15 protein-coding genes and 1 other RNA gene are annotated in these 14,960 nt (G+C 55.9%); 4 read left to right on the top strand and 12 right to left on the bottom strand.

The annotated features are described in order from the left end of the window. Position 1: 1 nt before the first annotated feature. On the bottom strand, positions 2-1,192 hold the full coding sequence (locus IT893_RS11310) for a benzoate/H(+) symporter BenE family transporter (RefSeq protein ID WP_008891355.1): 1,191 nt from the start codon (positions 1,190-1,192) through the stop codon (positions 2-4). Positions 1,193-1,507: 315 nt separating this feature from the next. Between IT893_RS11310 and IT893_RS11305 the strand changes: the two genes are divergently transcribed. Beyond that, complete coding sequence (locus IT893_RS11305) at positions 1,508-2,161, top strand: peroxiredoxin (protein WP_008891356.1); 654 nt, start codon at positions 1,508-1,510, stop codon at positions 2,159-2,161. A gap of 130 nt (positions 2,162-2,291) precedes the next feature. Here IT893_RS11305 and IT893_RS11300 read toward each other — a convergent pair whose 3' ends face one another. From IT893_RS11300 to tkt, 11 genes are all read right to left on the bottom strand, one after another. Next, positions 2,292-2,864, bottom strand: coding sequence for a hypothetical protein (locus tag IT893_RS11300; RefSeq protein WP_008891357.1), 573 nt, complete (start codon positions 2,862-2,864; stop codon positions 2,292-2,294). Positions 2,865-3,009: 145 nt separating this feature from the next. After that, positions 3,010-4,173, bottom strand: coding sequence for a peptidoglycan -binding protein (locus IT893_RS11295; protein WP_008891358.1), 1,164 nt, complete (start codon positions 4,171-4,173; stop codon positions 3,010-3,012). A 4-nt stretch (positions 4,174-4,177) separates the two neighbouring features. Beyond that, a complete protein-coding gene (locus IT893_RS11290; protein WP_008891359.1) occupies positions 4,178-5,362 on the bottom strand; it encodes a hypothetical protein in 1,185 nt (394 codons plus the stop codon). 12 nt (positions 5,363-5,374) lie between these two features. Continuing rightward, the gene (locus IT893_RS11285) at positions 5,375-6,589 is read right to left on the bottom strand and encodes an OmpA family protein (protein ID WP_197145228.1); all 1,215 of its coding nucleotides are present in this window, start codon (positions 6,587-6,589) and stop codon (positions 5,375-5,377) included. A gap of 266 nt (positions 6,590-6,855) precedes the next feature. Continuing rightward, positions 6,856-7,665, bottom strand: coding sequence for an inositol monophosphatase family protein (locus tag IT893_RS11280; protein WP_197145227.1), 810 nt, complete (start codon positions 7,663-7,665; stop codon positions 6,856-6,858). A 54-nt stretch (positions 7,666-7,719) separates the two neighbouring features. Then, complete coding sequence (gene efp / locus IT893_RS11275; RefSeq protein WP_008891362.1) at positions 7,720-8,286, bottom strand: elongation factor P; 567 nt, start codon at positions 8,284-8,286, stop codon at positions 7,720-7,722. A gap of 166 nt (positions 8,287-8,452) precedes the next feature. After that, on the bottom strand, positions 8,453-9,094 hold the full coding sequence (gene thiE, locus IT893_RS11270) for a thiamine phosphate synthase (protein WP_197145226.1): 642 nt from the start codon (positions 9,092-9,094) through the stop codon (positions 8,453-8,455). A 68-nt stretch (positions 9,095-9,162) separates the two neighbouring features. Beyond that, positions 9,163-9,594 carry a hypothetical protein gene (locus IT893_RS11265; RefSeq protein WP_197145225.1) on the bottom strand — a complete coding sequence of 144 codons (432 nt, stop codon included), beginning with the start codon at positions 9,592-9,594 and terminating at the stop codon, positions 9,163-9,165. 11 nt (positions 9,595-9,605) lie between these two features. After that, positions 9,606-10,328: a spermidine synthase gene (locus tag IT893_RS11260; RefSeq protein ID WP_197145224.1), complete on the bottom strand. Its 723-nt coding sequence runs from the start codon at positions 10,326-10,328 to the stop codon at positions 9,606-9,608. 119 nt (positions 10,329-10,447) lie between these two features. Then, on the bottom strand, positions 10,448-11,455 hold the full coding sequence (gap, locus tag IT893_RS11255) for a type I glyceraldehyde-3-phosphate dehydrogenase (RefSeq protein ID WP_197145223.1): 1,008 nt from the start codon (positions 11,453-11,455) through the stop codon (positions 10,448-10,450). 113 nt (positions 11,456-11,568) lie between these two features. Beyond that, positions 11,569-13,551: a transketolase gene (gene tkt, locus IT893_RS11250; RefSeq protein ID WP_197145222.1), complete on the bottom strand. Its 1,983-nt coding sequence runs from the start codon at positions 13,549-13,551 to the stop codon at positions 11,569-11,571. Positions 13,552-13,961: 410 nt separating this feature from the next. Here tkt and IT893_RS11245 point away from each other — a divergent pair, with 410 nt between their 5' ends. From IT893_RS11245 to ssrS, 3 genes are all read left to right on the top strand, one after another. Beyond that, complete coding sequence (locus tag IT893_RS11245; RefSeq protein WP_197145221.1) at positions 13,962-14,228, top strand: hypothetical protein; 267 nt, start codon at positions 13,962-13,964, stop codon at positions 14,226-14,228. Between the two features lie 3 nt (positions 14,229-14,231). Further along, positions 14,232-14,573 (top strand): cell division protein ZapA, encoded by a 342-nt coding sequence (locus IT893_RS11240; RefSeq protein WP_008891369.1) that lies wholly within the window; start codon positions 14,232-14,234, stop codon positions 14,571-14,573. 144 nt (positions 14,574-14,717) lie between these two features. Further along, positions 14,718-14,878, top strand: a non-coding RNA gene (ssrS, locus tag IT893_RS11235) — 6S RNA. The last annotated feature ends 82 nt before the right edge of the window (positions 14,879-14,960 follow it).

Genomic DNA, 14,960 nt, shown 5'->3' with positions numbered 1-14,960 from the left:
TTCAGTCCGGTTTCTTTTTGCCATTGCGCAGATGCATCAGGAAGTAAATCAGTCCACCAGCAAGCAAACCCCAGAACGCACCAGAAATCCCGTAGAATGTCAGACCTGCTGCGGTGACGATAAAGGTTACAGCCGCGGCTTCGCGCCCGTCTTCTTCCTTGAATGCGGCGACCGCTGATCCGGCAAAGGCGCCAATCAGGGCAAGGCCGGCAACCGCTTCGATCAAAACACCCGGTGCCAGACTGATAAAGGCTGTAACCAGCCCGGCGAGCAACCCAAACACGACATAAAAAACACCGCCTGATACCGCCGCCCAATAACGTTTGGACGGATCGGGATGCGCATCCTTGCCCGCACAAAGGGCTGCGGTGATGGCCGCAAGGTTAACCGCGTGACCACCAAACGGTGCAGAAAGTAACGAGAAGATGCCAGTCACCGTAAACAGCGGTCCCGGTGGGGTATCGTAATCATTGGCACGCAAAACGGCTGTGCCCGGAATGTTTTGGGATGCCATGGTGACGATGAAAAGCGGCAAGGCAATGCCGATCAATCCGGTCAGGGTAAATTCAGGCATGACAAATTCGACGGGGGGCGCAATTGCACTGCCCAGATCGGCGATGGCATTTTCAGGAAACTCGACGCCAAACACCATCACTGCAACGAATGCGAGAAGGGCGGCAGGGATGGCAAGCAACCGGTTAAACCGCCCCATCACGATCCACGCAATCACAATCGGAAGACCAAGCAACGGGTCAAAGGCAACCGCCTTGACCGGTGCCAGACACAGACCCAGCAAGACACCGGCCAGCATTGCATTGGCAAGTGGGGCCGGGATCCCTGCAACCGCACGGCCCAACGGTTTCCAGATGCCACTGATAATGATCAGGATGGCACAAACGATAAAGGCACCAACGGCAACGGCAAAGCCCCCCTCAACCGCACCGGATGTCGCCAGAAGCGCAGCTCCGGGTGTTGACCAGGCTATGCTGATCGGAAGTCGGGTTTTAAGCGACAGGACAATTGCGCAAAGCCCCATGGAAATGGACAACGCCATCAGCCCGGATGCAGCTTGTTCGGGGCTGGCACCGACCCCGGCAAGACCTTGCAAGACAACCGCAAACGAACTGGCCGTCCCGACAAAACCTGCCAGCAGGCCCATGAATATACTTTGGGGCGAAATATCACGCAGCATGGGGGCTCCGACGCAAGAAAGGTGTTTCAAAATCTGGTGGCGAGCGCAAAGACCCTAACCATAAGCCGCAAGTCAAGCCAGCGAAAACCACCATCTGCAATGCCGTAAACGTGTCAGAACAACCGCGACGGTGAGAGTCGATCAAATAACAATGCAGCACTGACAAATAGGAAACACGGCACTGTTTTCACACGAATTTTTTTCGCACTGAGCGGATCCTACATTGACAAATATCATCGTACTCGTTTGATAAGTTAAATAATTATAATGTAATGAATTGGAGCGGATCCAAATTCCTGACGTAGGAGTCTGACTATGACTGAATCTCCGAAGATTAGTGTCGGTTTGCCGCGCATTAATGAACCGGCGCCGGATTTCACTGCGCCGACCACCGATGGTGTCAAATCCCTGTCCGACTATCGTGGTAAATGGCTTGTGCTGTTTTCCCATCCCGCTGATTTCACACCGGTCTGCACGACCGAGTTTATCGCCTTTGCCAAACACGCCGATGAATTTGCCAAACGCGATTGTGAATTGCTGGGCCTGTCGATTGACAGCACGCATTCGCACATTGCGTGGATGCGCAACATCGAACAGAACTTTGGTGTGGAAATCCCGTTCCCGATCATTGCCGACCTTAAAATGGAGGTCGCCCAAGCCTATGGCATGATCCATCCGGGTGCAGGTGATACGTCGGCCGTGCGCGCGACCTTTATCATCGATCCGGAAGGCGTACTGCGTGCCATGGTCTACTACCCGATGAGCAACGGGCGTTCGATCCCGGAATTCCTGCGCATGATTGATGCGATGCAGACCAGCGACAAGCACGGTGTGGCAACGCCAGAAGGCTGGCAGCCGGGTGACAAGGTCATTGTCCCACCGGCCCATACCGCCAAGGCCGCCGCAGAACGGGCATCCAATCCGGATTATGATTACGTGGACTTCTACTTCTGCACCAAGTCCCTCTGATCAAAACCCCGATGTGCGGTTCCCGGGGCAAGGGACCGCACAAAGGCAAAACCCCGCCAGAGCAATCTGGCGGGGTTTTGTTCCGTTTGTCAGGCATCACGCAATTCAAACTGTTGGTGGTAAATGCGTATCAGACCACGTCACGTTTGGTTGTGGCGTTTGATACGTCATGGGTTTCAATCAGGCGCGCGTCGTGACGACCAAGCACATCCTTGGCGCGTTCCTCGGTCTGCGGATCGGGTGTTCTGATCCAAAGCAACAAGCCGCCTTGATCAAGCTCTTCTTGCAGTCTGCTGGAGTACTTCTTGCCGATCATTGCGGCAATCACGCCGCCTGCGGCGGCACCAACACCGCCCGCACCGAGGATTGCCGAAATGGTCAGGGCAATGGGGCCACCAGCCGCGATTACTGCACCGGCTGCACCAAAGGCTGCCGCATACATCGGGGCACCGATCAGTGCGCCTTCGGCATTACCAATCGGTGTCGGTGTTGTGTAGGCCAGTGGTGGCATGTCAGGATCGCTGTCGACATCCTCGGCCTTGCGATAAATATGGCCAAGCTTGTCGTCGACGGTTTTCTCGCTCGCAAGAAGGCTAAGCTCCTTTTGCTGATCAAACCCGACTTGCGCCAGATCATCAGCCGCCTGTTGGAGTATTTTGATATCGTCAAAAACGCCAACGGTCTCGCGATGTGTTTTGGTCATTTGGGCCTCCTGTTTGTTGAAAGGCTCATCTGTATTGAACGTAACACAACGCGGATTGGTTCCATTTTTGTTGATTTTCAATGCGCCCAAACGAAAACGGCACCCATAAAGGGTGCCGTTAAAAGCTATGTTCTCCTAAATCCGATTACCGCTCGGTAATCTTGAACTCGATGCGGCGGTTGCGGCGATAGGCGATTTCGTCATCCCGGTTATCAAGCGGCTGATATTCGCCAAAGCCCGCAGCAACCAAGCGGTTGGGCGGTACCCCCTGATCAATCAGGAACTTGACCACCGAAATCGCACGCGCTGCCGAAAGCTCCCAGTTCGAGGCGAACTGAAGGTTTCGGATCGGCACCTTGTCAGTATGGCCATCAACGCGCATCACCCAGTCGATATCATCGGGAATGTCGGCGGCAATCGTGGTCAGCGTTTCGCCCAGTTTGGCCAACTGATCCTTGCCTTCTTCGCCAAGCTCTGCCTCACCCGATCCAAACAAAACTTCGGACTGGAAGACAAACCGGTCCCCGACAACGCGGATATCCTGACGATCGCCCAGAACTTCACGCAGGCGGCCAAAGAATTCAGAACGATACCGCTGCAACTCGGCAACCTTGGTGGCAAGGGCCGCATTCAGGCGATTGCCAAGATTGACAATCTGGGCGTCTTTTTCCTCGTTCTCGCGTTCGGACGTTTCAAGCGCGGCTTCGATCCGTGCCAGTTGTTGGCGGAGAGCCAACATCTGCTGATTAAGGGCTGCGACCTGTGCCTTGGCTTCGTCACTTAGGTTCTTCTGTTCTTCCAGTTCAGCCGCGCGCGATGCCAGAAGGGCCGACAGCTCGTCAATCCGGGTTTCCTGATCGGTGATCTTTTCGCCCGTGGTTTCGCGAAGCTCGGTCAGTTCGGCTTCCTTGTCTTCAAGCGACGCAAGGGCGGCCAGAAGTTTCTGTTCGATTTCGTCCGTTGAAAGTTCGGCTGCCGCCAACTGATCGGCAAGGGTGGCCGCGCGCGCGCGCAGATCATCACGCTGATCAGCGGTATTGGAAAGCTCGGTCGTCAGCTGGGTGAGTTCGAGTTCCATACGTTGATTGTTGCCACGTTCAAGTGACAGCAAGTTGGTCAGCTCGTTAACCTGGGCGGTCAGATCGCTTAGCGCCTCGTCACGCCCGGAAAGGGCCGCACCCAGATACACTTGCGCAATGACAAAGATCATCAGAAGAAAGATGATCACCATCAAAAGTGTGGCAAGCGCATCAACAAAGCCCGGCCAGGTATTTACATCGCGGTTACGACGGCGCGAAAGCCCGATCATTCGATCAGCCCTCCTCGGCGATGGCGGCGATGGTACGGGCGAGGAGCTTGATCTCGCTTCTGATTTCCTGTGTGGATTGCTGGCGGCCCATGGTCAGTTCTTCGCCAATACGGCCAAGCGTATTATCAAGGGAACGGATGTGGGCGCGGGTATTATCATCAATCCCGAAGCTGCCCATTTTCATCGAATCCGCCAGCTGATCGAGGACCGGTTTGAGGTGCATCTGGTTTTCCGCCAGCTTGACCATCAATTGCTGCTCAGCCTTCATCTGATCAGTCAGGGTCGACAGCTTATCCGCCAGATCAATCAACGTGTTATGCGATTTGATCTGTGAACTTTCCGACCGCTGGATGGAGTTTTGCAACCCTTCCATATTATCGGCCATCTGTTCGATCAGGGCTGAAAGATAGGCCGGAACAGACTGTTCCCCATCGGAAATGCCGCCACCCGAACCAAGGCGAGTAAAGCTTGAAAGCCATTCTTCGAGGTCGTTGAAGAAACGGTTCTGCGCCTGACCGGCCTGCATGTCCAGAAGACCAAGGGCCAGCGATCCCGCAAGACCAAACAGCGAGGACGAAAACGCCGTGCCCATGCCGCTCAGTGGTTCGGACAGGCCGTCTTTAAGCTCGGAGAACCAAAGGTCCATGTTCGAGCCACTGCCGACATTGACGTTACTGATCACACCAGCAACCGAGTTCACGGTCTGAAGCAGGCCCCAGAAGGTGCCGAGCAGACCAAGGAACACCAAAAGGCCAACGACATAGCGCGACAATTCGCGGCTTTCATCAAGGCGGGAGCGGATCGAATCAAGGATCGTCCGGGTGGACGTCGTCGAAAGCTGCGGACGATCACGGCGCTGTTCGGCCATCATGCTGGCCATCGGGGCCAGAAGTTTCGGCGGCACCTGCGATGTCAGCCCCGGGCGGGAGCGACGAAAATCCTCGATCCACGTAACTTCGGGCGATAGGCTCGCGGCCATGCGGAAGGTGTAGATCACACCCACAACAAACACGCCAAGGATCAGGCCATTAAGAACAGCATTGGCCATAAAGGCATCAGACAGCGCCGGGAACAGCAGGGCGCCAACCCCGGCGATGATGGCAACAAAGATTGCCATGCGTGTCAGATAACTACCGGGTTTGGTAATAGGCGGGAGGGATCCCGTACCACTGGCCGAATTGCTGCTCATAGCGGATTAATCCTAGCGTTGAACGGTTTTGATATCGACGCGATCTGCGGGGCCGGACGGAACATTCGCACCCAGGGCACGAACATCAATGCGCGTGGAGCGCACACCCCTGTCAATCAGATAGGAACGCACCTGAAGCGCGCGTGACAGCGACAGACGACGCGCCTTGGAGGCATTTGCCCCGTCACCCTGCGCATAGGCCTGCAACTGAATTCGAAGATCTTCATCCTGCCCCATCGTTGCGATCACGCTGTCGAGCTGGCTTCTGGCGGCCGCGCTCAGCTCGAAGCTGTCGGCGGCAAAGCCAAGGCTGTATTCATCGCCACCGGTGGCCGGCATTGCAGCCGGTGCAGAGGTTTCTGGCGGGATGGATGCTTCTTCAGCCGGTGCCGGTGGCACCGTTGGCGCGGGGGCCGGTTCTGCCATCTCGGTCGCAGGCTGGGTGGTGTCTGGTGCAGGTGCCGCCAGGGGCGCAGGTGTTTCGGAAATCGGCGCGACTTCCGGTGCTGCCGGTGCGGGTGCTGCGTTGTTTTCCTCGACCGGGGCAGGCGGTGCTACAGGGGCATCAGATACTTCTGCCGTTTCTGTCGCCGGGGAAGATGTCGGGGCCGGGGTTGGTTCCGGTGCCGCTGGTGCAACAGTCTGCGCAGGCTCCGGTGCCGGAGTAGGCTTGGTCAGCGGCGTCGGTGCGCTCGATGCGCTGCTTTCGGTCACAGGTGGTGCAACCGGTTTGCTGCGCGGTGCGGCGGTCGGTTCGGGCTGGGTCAGCGCAATGGTCTGGTTTGCGCCATCGTCCATGTCCGCGACACGCTGGGTTGCATTTGGGACGACGCCGGGAACGCCATAAAATTCTGATTGGGTCGGGAAGGCATTGCCGCCGCCACTTGATCCGTCGATCACAACGGTTTCAAACCCGCCGTCATAGCCAGCGTTGCCTGTGGCACTGGCAAACTGTTCAGCGGCAAGGAAGGTCGATTTCGGTCGGGTTTCCGGGAAAATCAGATCACCGCCCGGCACGACGATATGATCACGTGAAACGGTGGGAGACAGATATTGCGGAACGGTCGGCTGTCCGCCATAGCCATCTGCAACGTCCCAGTTTACCTGAACGCTGCTGTCATTCGAAACGGGGGAGTATTGTTGCGCCGATGCATCTGGCGCAAAGAACACGGTTGTGCCCAGTGCAGCCGTCATCGCAAGCACCGAAATCTTGGAATACCCCATCATCAAATCGCAGGCCCCTTAATACCCTGTGTTTGAAATCGTTTGGTAACGTTGTTCTATTTCACACAGTTTTGTGTCGATCATTAGGCACCCGACAACTTTCCGAATGCCCCCCTTTGGTGTCCGTGGGCCCGCAATCAGACCGCACAGTCCCAAGCACCATAGCTTAGAGACAGATGATGGACAACCGCTTTGACCGAAAACGCAAAAGGGGCGCTTCGGCAAATTGCGAAGCGCCCCCTTCAAAAAACAGTAACAAAAGCCGGGTGTTAGCCCGTGATTGCCTTTTTAAGCGTTTTGGCCAGCACCGGTTGGATATAGTCATTGGCTGCAACGACGCTGCCGGTACCAAGCATGTTGGTGCCGCCTTTGTCATCGCGGATATAACCGCCAGCTTCGGAGATCAGGATGATCCCGGCTGCAATATCCCACGCATTGAGGTGGGATTCCCAATAACCGTCATAACGACCAGCTGCGACATAGGCCATATCAAGGGCCGCAGCCCCCATACGACGCACGCCGGCACAACGATCCATGACCGAGTGCAGCTGCTTTTCAAACACCGCGTGATCACCATGACCAAGATGCGGAACACCGCACGCCAGAACGCATTCGTTCAGACGACGACGGCCCGAAACGCGCAGGCGGCGGTTATCAAGAAACGCACCGACGCCCTTTTCTGCCCAGAAGCATTCGTCCTTGGCGACGTCATAGATCATGCCAGCTATGATTTCGTCACCCTTCTGCAGGGCAACCGAAATCGCAAAATGCGGGATGCCATGCAGGAAGTTGGTGGTGCCATCAAGCGGATCAATGATCCAGCGGTGCTCAGGATCGGTGCCCTTGATCTCGCCACCTTCTTCCATAAGGAAGCCATAACCGGGGCGGGAACGCTCAAGCTCTTCACGCAGGCGTTTTTCGGCACGGTGATCAGCCGCAGATACGAAATCTGCCGGGCCTTTCATCGACACCTGAAGGTTCTCGACTTCACCGAAGTCGCGTTTCAGTCCGTAGGCTGCCTTTTCGACAGCCTTGTACATCACATTGATGTTCGCAGAACGACGGGCGGCGCCTCGCACGGCATATCTCCCGGTGTTTGAATTAAAATGAAAACCAGAGGGCGGGTTTCGCCCTTAGTCCTTGGCACGCTCTATATAGGTGCCTTCAACAGTGTTCACGACAATGCGCGTACCCGATTCAATATGCGGGGGCACCATCACACGAACACCGTTCTCAAGAACAGCCGGTTTGAAAGAAGAAGACTGGGTTTGACCTTTGACAACCGCATCGGCTTCGACAATCTGGAAGACGACATGCTCGGGAAGGGTCACACCAAGCGGCTCACCTTCGAAGGATTCGATGGTCACAACCATACCATCCTGAAGATAGACAGCCGCTTCACCGACAAGGTCAGCATTTACTGTGATCTGTTCATAGGTTTCGCTGTCCATGAAGGTGATCATGTCACCATCGGCGAACAGATAGGTGTATTCTTTCTGCTCAAGACGAACCTTTTCGACGGTTTCCGAAGCGCGGAAACGCTCGTTCAGCTTGGTGCCGGTACGAATGTCTTTGAGTTCAACCTGGTTAAAAGCACCGCCTTTACCCGGCTTCACAGCCTGGCATTTTACTGCACGCCACAGGGCACCTTTATGTTCGATAAGGTTACCCGGACGGATTTCGTTGCCGTTGATTTTCATGGCACAAACCGTTCTTTCAGATCACAGATTCACAATGCAATAAGGGGCAAGCGCCCCATTTCAGGCGCTCTACCTACCAGTTTGGCTGTTTTGCTGCAAGCAGATTGATCCGGGTTTGCGCGCATAACGCCCCATCATTCGCGCATGGCTGGGCCAATGAATGAAATCAGATGTCGGTTGCTGCAATCGCAGCCTTGATGGCCTTCGCACCGGCTTCTGGCCCGTCCGGATGGTTCCAGACGCCACCGGTGACGGCAATGAAGTCGGCACCTGCCAGAACAAGCGGCGCAACATTATCGGCCGTGATGCCACCAATCGCCACACAGGGCACCGTGGTAAAGGTCGTCCAGATTTCGAGGATTTCCGGGGTGACGCTGGTTTTGGCTTCTTTGGTTTCGGTCGGATAAAACGCGCCGAATGCGACGTAATCGGCCCCTTTGTCACCAACGATCATCGCCTTGTGGCGACTGTCATAGCACGACACTCCGACGATATGTTCTTCGCCCATGATGGCGCGTGCTTCGTCGTAACTTGCGTCTTCTTCGCCGACATGCACACCGTCACAGCCCGATTTCTTGGCAATGTCAGGACGGTCATTGAGGATCAGCGGAATGTCACGATCTGCACACATCGGAAGGATGGTATCAACCGCCTTGCGGATTTCATCATCGCTGACTTCCTTCAGGCGCAATTGCAGGCAATCAACCGCACCGGTATCCAGCACGGATTTCAGCTTCTCGCCAAAGGGTGCAAGGTCGATTTTCGGCGGGGTCAGAAGATAAAGACCGGCAAGTTCGTCTGAATTCACGATGATAATTCCTGATGATTTCCTGCGTGTTATGTAACCTTTGACGCCGGTTTTGGCAATTGCCAAGGCTACGCGGCAAGATGTGCAAGCAACCGCTTGTCGAGTTCATGATCGGGCAACAGGTCATCGGCCATCTGATAAATCACATCTTTGGCCGGGAACTCTGTCATGACCAGACAGTTTGTCTGGGCTGCCATATCCCGAAGGTTTTCCAACTGCGGTTCGGGCATCGGATCGACGATCACCGCATCAAGGCCAAGCTCAATCGCGGCCAACGCGCCAGAAACCCGCCCACGGCAATCAAGGATCGCTGTGATGTCACATGCCGGGAAGTCTTCACGCACCAGCGTGACCAGATCGGCAAACCACTGTGCCCCGTACGTTTGTGCGGCATGTTCTGGCGACAGCAACCCAAAGGCACGATCCCCCATCACCCGGCAAGCCGATCTGGCGCCGGTGATGCCATGAATGCGAATGACAGGATCGGGCAGGGGGCTCATTTCGATGGTTCTTATGCTTTGGTGCGCGCGACATAGACCGTGTTGATATCTTCACGGTCAATCAGCGGGTGTTTGAATTTAATCACATCAGCCCGGATGGTCTCGAACGCGGATTTCAGGTTTTCTTCAAACCACGGTTCGGGCATCTCGGTCGACCACAGGGCAAAAATCCCGCCGGGCACCAGATGGGCGGCAAGCTTTGCCAGACCATCCTTGGTGTAAAGGCGCTTGTGATCTTCGTGCAGGACATTGCCCGGCGAATGATCAACATCCAAAAGTATCGCGTCATGCCGTTTCTCGGGCGCATCCGGGTTCATGCCCGGCGTATCGGAAAGCGACGCACCGAAGAAATCGCCATGCACCAGCGCGCAGCGCGGATCATTTGAAAGCTGCTCACCCAGCGGCAGCAACCCTTCCTGATGCCATTCGATCACTTCGGGCAGGGTATCAAGCACGGTCAGCTTGCCGGTCTTTGGATTATCGAGCGCGGCCTTGGCGGTATAACCAAGGCCAAGCCCGCCAACCACGACATCAAGGTTGTCGCGATCAAGCTCCGCCAGACCAAGGTCTGCCAGCGCAATCTCGGCATCGGTAAACAGGCTCGACATCAGATATTCTTCATCAAGCTTGATTTCATAGACATCGATATCAAGGCTGAGCTCACGTCGGCGACGCAGGCTTAAAACCCCCATCGGTGTCGGGCGGTAATCAAGTTCCTTGAAAAGAAGGCTCACGGGCCGGGCTCCTGTTTGTCTTTTCTGTTCGTTGGCTCAACAGTGACGGAAAGACGGGCAAAAGAAAAGTGCCCGAAGCGGAACTTCGGGCACTTCGAAAATCTGGACCTAAGCGATGCTTAGAGGAACTTCGCCATGGCGACAGCGGTGTCGCTCATACGGTTGGAGAAGCCCCACTCGTTGTCATACCAGGACAGGATACGAACGAAGTTGCCGTCCATGACCTGGGTCTGGGTCGCATCAAAGGTAGAGCTGTTCGGGTTGTGGTTGAAGTCAACCGAAACCAGCGGTGCTTCGCAAACGCCAAGAACGCCTTTGAGCGGGCCGTTTGCTGCTTCCTTGATGGCTGCGTTGACTTCGTCAACCGTGGTGTCACGGCCAGCAACGAAGGTCAGGTCAACCATGGAAACGTTCGGGGTCGGGACGCGGATCGCGGTGCCGTCAAGCTTGCCTTTAAGTTCCGGAAGAACAAGGCCAACAGCCTTTGCTGCACCGGTGGAGGTCGGGATCATCGACAGCGATGCCGCACGCGCACGACGCAGGTCTTTATGCAGGCTGTCCACGGTGTTCTGGTCGCCGGTGAAGGCGTGAACAGTGGTCATGAAGCCCTTGGTGATGCCAACGGTTTTGTTCAGAACATCTGCAACCGGTGCAAGGCAGTTGGTGGTGCAGGATGCGTTCGAAACAATCACGTCATCAGCGGTCAGGGTGTCTGAGTTAACACCGTAAACAACGGTCTTGATGTCGCCCTTCGCCGGGGCGGAAATCAGAACGCGCTTGGCACCTGCGGTCAGGTGTTTGCCAGCACCAGCTTCGTCAAGGAAGATACCGGTGCACTCAAACGCGATGTCAACTTTGAGGTCAGCCCACGGCAGGTTCGCCGGGTCACGTTCGGAGCAAACCTTGATCGTCTTGCCGTCGATGACGAGGTTTTCGTCTTCGGCTTTGACGTCATTGGCCAGAACGCCATGAACGGAATCATATTTCAGAAGATGTGCGTTGGTGTTGACGTCACCCAGGTCGTTGATGGCAACAACTTCAACGTCGGTGCGGCCGCTTTCAACGATAGAACGCAGAACCAGACGGCCGATACGGCCAAAACCATTAATCGCTACGCGAATAGCCATTCATCCCTCCAAAATTATAATGATTGGTACCTGGGGAGTATCAATCACGGCTTAGGGTAAAGAACCCATAGAAAAAAGGCCGGATCGGCATGTTACCGATCCGGCCCTGTAAATTAAACCAGTTCCTTGGCCGCTTTGACCAGCGCATCGGCGGTGATGCCGAAATGCTCGTAAAGGACCGGGGCCGGTGCCGAGGCACCAAATCCGTTCATGCCGATAACCTTGCCGTTATCGCCAACATATTTTTCCCAGCCAAACACCGAAAGGGCTTCGATGGCAACGCGCGGTGCGCTGCCCAGAACGTCCTTGCGGTATTCCGGCGACTGGGCGTCAAACAGTTCCCAGCTCGGCAGCGAAACAACAGCAGCATTGATGCCGTCTGCTTTGAGTTTCGCCTGCGCGTCCATCGCGATCTCGACTTCCGAACCGGTCGCGATCAGGGTGACCTGACGGTCGCCATCGCAATCGGAAATCACATAACCGCCGCGCGCGACAAGGTTGTCTTCGCGGTATTCGGTGCGCAGAACCGGCAGGTTCTGACGGGTGAGCGCCAGAACGGTCGGGCCGGTTTCGTTGGTGATCGACATTGCCCATGCTTCGGCGGTTTCAACCGCATCGGCCGGGCGGATCACGGTCACGTTCGGCATGGCGCGAAGCGACGCAACATGTTCGACCGGCTGGTGGGTCGGGCCGTCTTCGCCAAGACCGATGGAATCATGGGTCATGACGTAAACAACGCGCTGGTTCATCAGCGCCGAAAGACGGATCGCCGGGCGGCAATAGTCGGTGAACACCAGGAAGGTGCCGCCATAAGGCAGAACGCCACCATGCAGTGCCAGACCGTTCATGGCTGCTGCCATGCCGTGTTCACGGATACCGTAATAGATGTAACCACCTTCATAGCCGCCATCCGCGGTGATCGGCGCCTGAACACTGGTCTTGGTGTTGTTCGAACCGGTCAGGTCGGCAGAACCGCCGATCATTTCCGGGATCGCCTTGGTCAGCACTTCGAGAACATTCTCGGATGCCTTACGGGTTGCGACCTTCGGCTTGTCTTCGGTGATCTGCTTTTTGTAGTCGTTGAAGGCTTCGATCCAGTTTTCCGGAAGCTTGCCTTCGATGCGGCGCTCGAACTCGTCTTTCAGGGCTGCTTCCAGACCTTCGAAACGCGAACCCCATGCATTGAAGTCCTCGGCACCGCGCGCGCCTGCTGAAAGCCATGCGTCACGGACGTCTGCCGGGATTTCAAACGGCTCGGAATCCCAGCCGAGTTTCTTGCGTGCACCAGCAAGTTCTTCAGCACCAAGCGGGGAGCCGTGCGTTGCCGAGGTGCCACCCTTGGTCGGTGCGCCAAAACCGATTTCGGTTTTGCAGGCAATCATCGACGGCGTGTTGGTGGTTTTGGCTTTGGCAATCGCGGCTTCGATCGCGGCCGGATCGTGGCCGTCGATCTGCTGAACGTCCCAGCCAGCAGCTTCAAAGCGCTTCTTGTGATCTTCGGAGGTCGAAAGCGAGGTCGGGCCATCAATCGAAATGCCGTTGTCATCGAACAGAACGATGAGTTTCGACAGTTTCATGTGACCGGCCATCGAAATGGCTTCCTGCGAAATACCTTCCATCAGGCAACCGTCACCGGCAATCACATAGGTGTAGTGGTCAACAACGCTGTCACCGAAGCGGGCATTCATGATGCGCTCGCCAAGGGCGAAACCGACCGAGGTCGCAATACCCTGGCCGAGCGGGCCGGTGGTGGTTTCAATGCCTTCGCCGTGGCCGTATTCCGGGTGGCCCGCGGTGCGGTAGCCCATCTGACGGAAATTCTTGATCTGATCAAGATCGAAGTCTTCGTACCCGGTCAGGTGCAGAAGCGAATAAAGAAGCATCGAACCGTGACCTGCGGACAGGATGAAACGGTCGCGGTCCGGCCAGTTCGGGTGCTTCGGATCGAATTTCAAGAATTTGGTATAAAGAACAGTCGCAACGTCTGCCATGCCCATCGGCATGCCCGGGTGACCGGATTTGGCCTTCTCAACAGCGTCTGCCGAGAGGAAGCGGATGGCATTGGCCATGCGGTTGTGTTCTACTTGCGTCGTCATGTGATGCGGTTCCTGGGGGTTTCGCGGTCGGGCGATGAAAACACTTTTCCATTTATTAACGGAATTCGCGCGGAAGATGCCCTTACAGGGGGCATACGTCAACCGCTTCTATCGAAAATCTGCCATGTTATCTTGATTCAGATTAACCACGCCGCTCTTCGCCATCGCAGATTGGCCGTACTGTTGACCAGTTTAGCGCGCCAGTTCTATGTTTTGAACACGGGCAGGGGATCGGGCATCGTTGACGCGGTTTGACTTCGCCGGGGCAAAACGGTTGTTGATCGGAATCTGTGATGTTAAATCAGCCATGATCATGACATCTTCGACAGGTCAGATCGGTTTTCGATGAGTCGCCGCAGACAATCAATGTCTGCGTTCTTTGGGTAAACAGCAAACATTCGGGTAGGGTTATGTCGCGGTTGCAACAGGCAAGTGATCGGCTGAAAGCAGCATTGGAACGTCTGGAAACGGTTGCGGAGTCGGCAATCGAAGCCAAAAGCCAGACTACAGACGCTGACACGGCAGAGGTCGAAACCCTGCGCGGGCAACTTTCGGCACTGCGCGAAGATTACGACCGGCTTTGCCGCACCACCGAAACGGTTTCAAACCGCCTTGATGGCGCTGTTGATCAGCTCAAACTCGTCCTTGACGAAGAACCCGCAAAGAAACAGGCATAATTCATGGCACAGGTTTCCATTCGTATTAACGGTCGCAGCTACGACATCGCATGTGACGACGGCCAGGAAGAACGCATTCACGCGCTTGCCAGCTATGTCGACGAGCGGGTCAAGGAAATCTCCGATGCGGTGGGCCAGATCGGTGAACAGCGTCTGCTTGTCATGACAAGCCTTCTCATTGCCGACGAGCTCAGCATGGCACAGGAAAAACTCAATACCGGCCAAAGCCCGGCGGTTGCAGAGGTCGGCAGCCTGTCTGCCGCCGAAGGTGACGCACTGGCAGAAAATATCGAAAGCATGGCCGAACGGGTCGAGGTGCTTGCCGATCGTCTTGGCAAAGGCTGATCAGGCGACTGTTTTCTGCTGCATGGCTGGTGTGATCACGGGCTGAATTCATGCAATCTACTTGAAATTCAGCTGGTCGAGGACTAAGTTCCGGTCGCTGACAGTTTGCGATGCGTCGTTCGCGGCGATCAAGAACCCAGCACAAGGGAGCTGCCCTGTTCGTCAGGTTCGCTAATTCCCGGGGCCGATGCTCATTTCTCTAGGGAGCTGTCCCTGTCGAGGCCGTGGTCTCGTTATACGGCGCCCACCTGCACTCGCAGGTCACGAGGAATTACCAAATGGCCAACGGCAGTGGTGGCTCCCGCTTATTCTGCTAATAATCCCTTTTCCATTTCGTGATGCCGGTCATGCGTCCCGGGGCAGGGTGCATTAAACGAAACATGTCTG

Source organism: Thalassospira sp. A40-3, from assembly GCF_015871485.1.
GTDB classification, from domain to species: domain Bacteria; phylum Pseudomonadota; class Alphaproteobacteria; order Rhodospirillales; family Thalassospiraceae; genus Thalassospira; species Thalassospira tepidiphila.
This window is presented reverse-complemented; position numbering and strand designations above follow the sequence as displayed.

What these genes read in the sequence shown, in the direction of transcription:
- IT893_RS11310 (WP_008891355.1), bottom strand. Translation starts at nt 1,192, where the DNA reads ATGCTGCGTGATATTTCGCCCCAAAGTATATTCATGGGCCTGCTGGCA.
- IT893_RS11305 (WP_008891356.1), top strand. Translation starts at nt 1,508, where the DNA reads ATGACTGAATCTCCGAAGATTAGTGTCGGTTTGCCGCGCATTAATGAA.
- IT893_RS11300 (WP_008891357.1), bottom strand. Translation starts at nt 2,864, where the DNA reads ATGACCAAAACACATCGCGAGACCGTTGGCGTTTTTGACGATATCAAA.
- IT893_RS11295 (WP_008891358.1), bottom strand. Translation starts at nt 4,173, where the DNA reads ATGATCGGGCTTTCGCGCCGTCGTAACCGCGATGTAAATACCTGGCCG.
- IT893_RS11290 (WP_008891359.1), bottom strand. Translation starts at nt 5,362, where the DNA reads ATGAGCAGCAATTCGGCCAGTGGTACGGGATCCCTCCCGCCTATTACC.
- IT893_RS11285 (WP_197145228.1), bottom strand. Translation starts at nt 6,589, where the DNA reads ATGATGGGGTATTCCAAGATTTCGGTGCTTGCGATGACGGCTGCACTG.
- efp (WP_008891362.1), bottom strand. Translation starts at nt 8,286, where the DNA reads ATGAAAATCAACGGCAACGAAATCCGTCCGGGTAACCTTATCGAACAT.
- IT893_RS11265 (WP_197145225.1), bottom strand. Translation starts at nt 9,594, where the DNA reads ATGAGCCCCCTGCCCGATCCTGTCATTCGCATTCATGGCATCACCGGC.
- gap (WP_197145223.1), bottom strand. Translation starts at nt 11,455, where the DNA reads ATGGCTATTCGCGTAGCGATTAATGGTTTTGGCCGTATCGGCCGTCTG.
- tkt (WP_197145222.1), bottom strand. Translation starts at nt 13,551, where the DNA reads ATGACGACGCAAGTAGAACACAACCGCATGGCCAATGCCATCCGCTTC.
- IT893_RS11245 (WP_197145221.1), top strand. Translation starts at nt 13,962, where the DNA reads ATGTCGCGGTTGCAACAGGCAAGTGATCGGCTGAAAGCAGCATTGGAA.
- IT893_RS11240 (WP_008891369.1), top strand. Translation starts at nt 14,232, where the DNA reads ATGGCACAGGTTTCCATTCGTATTAACGGTCGCAGCTACGACATCGCA.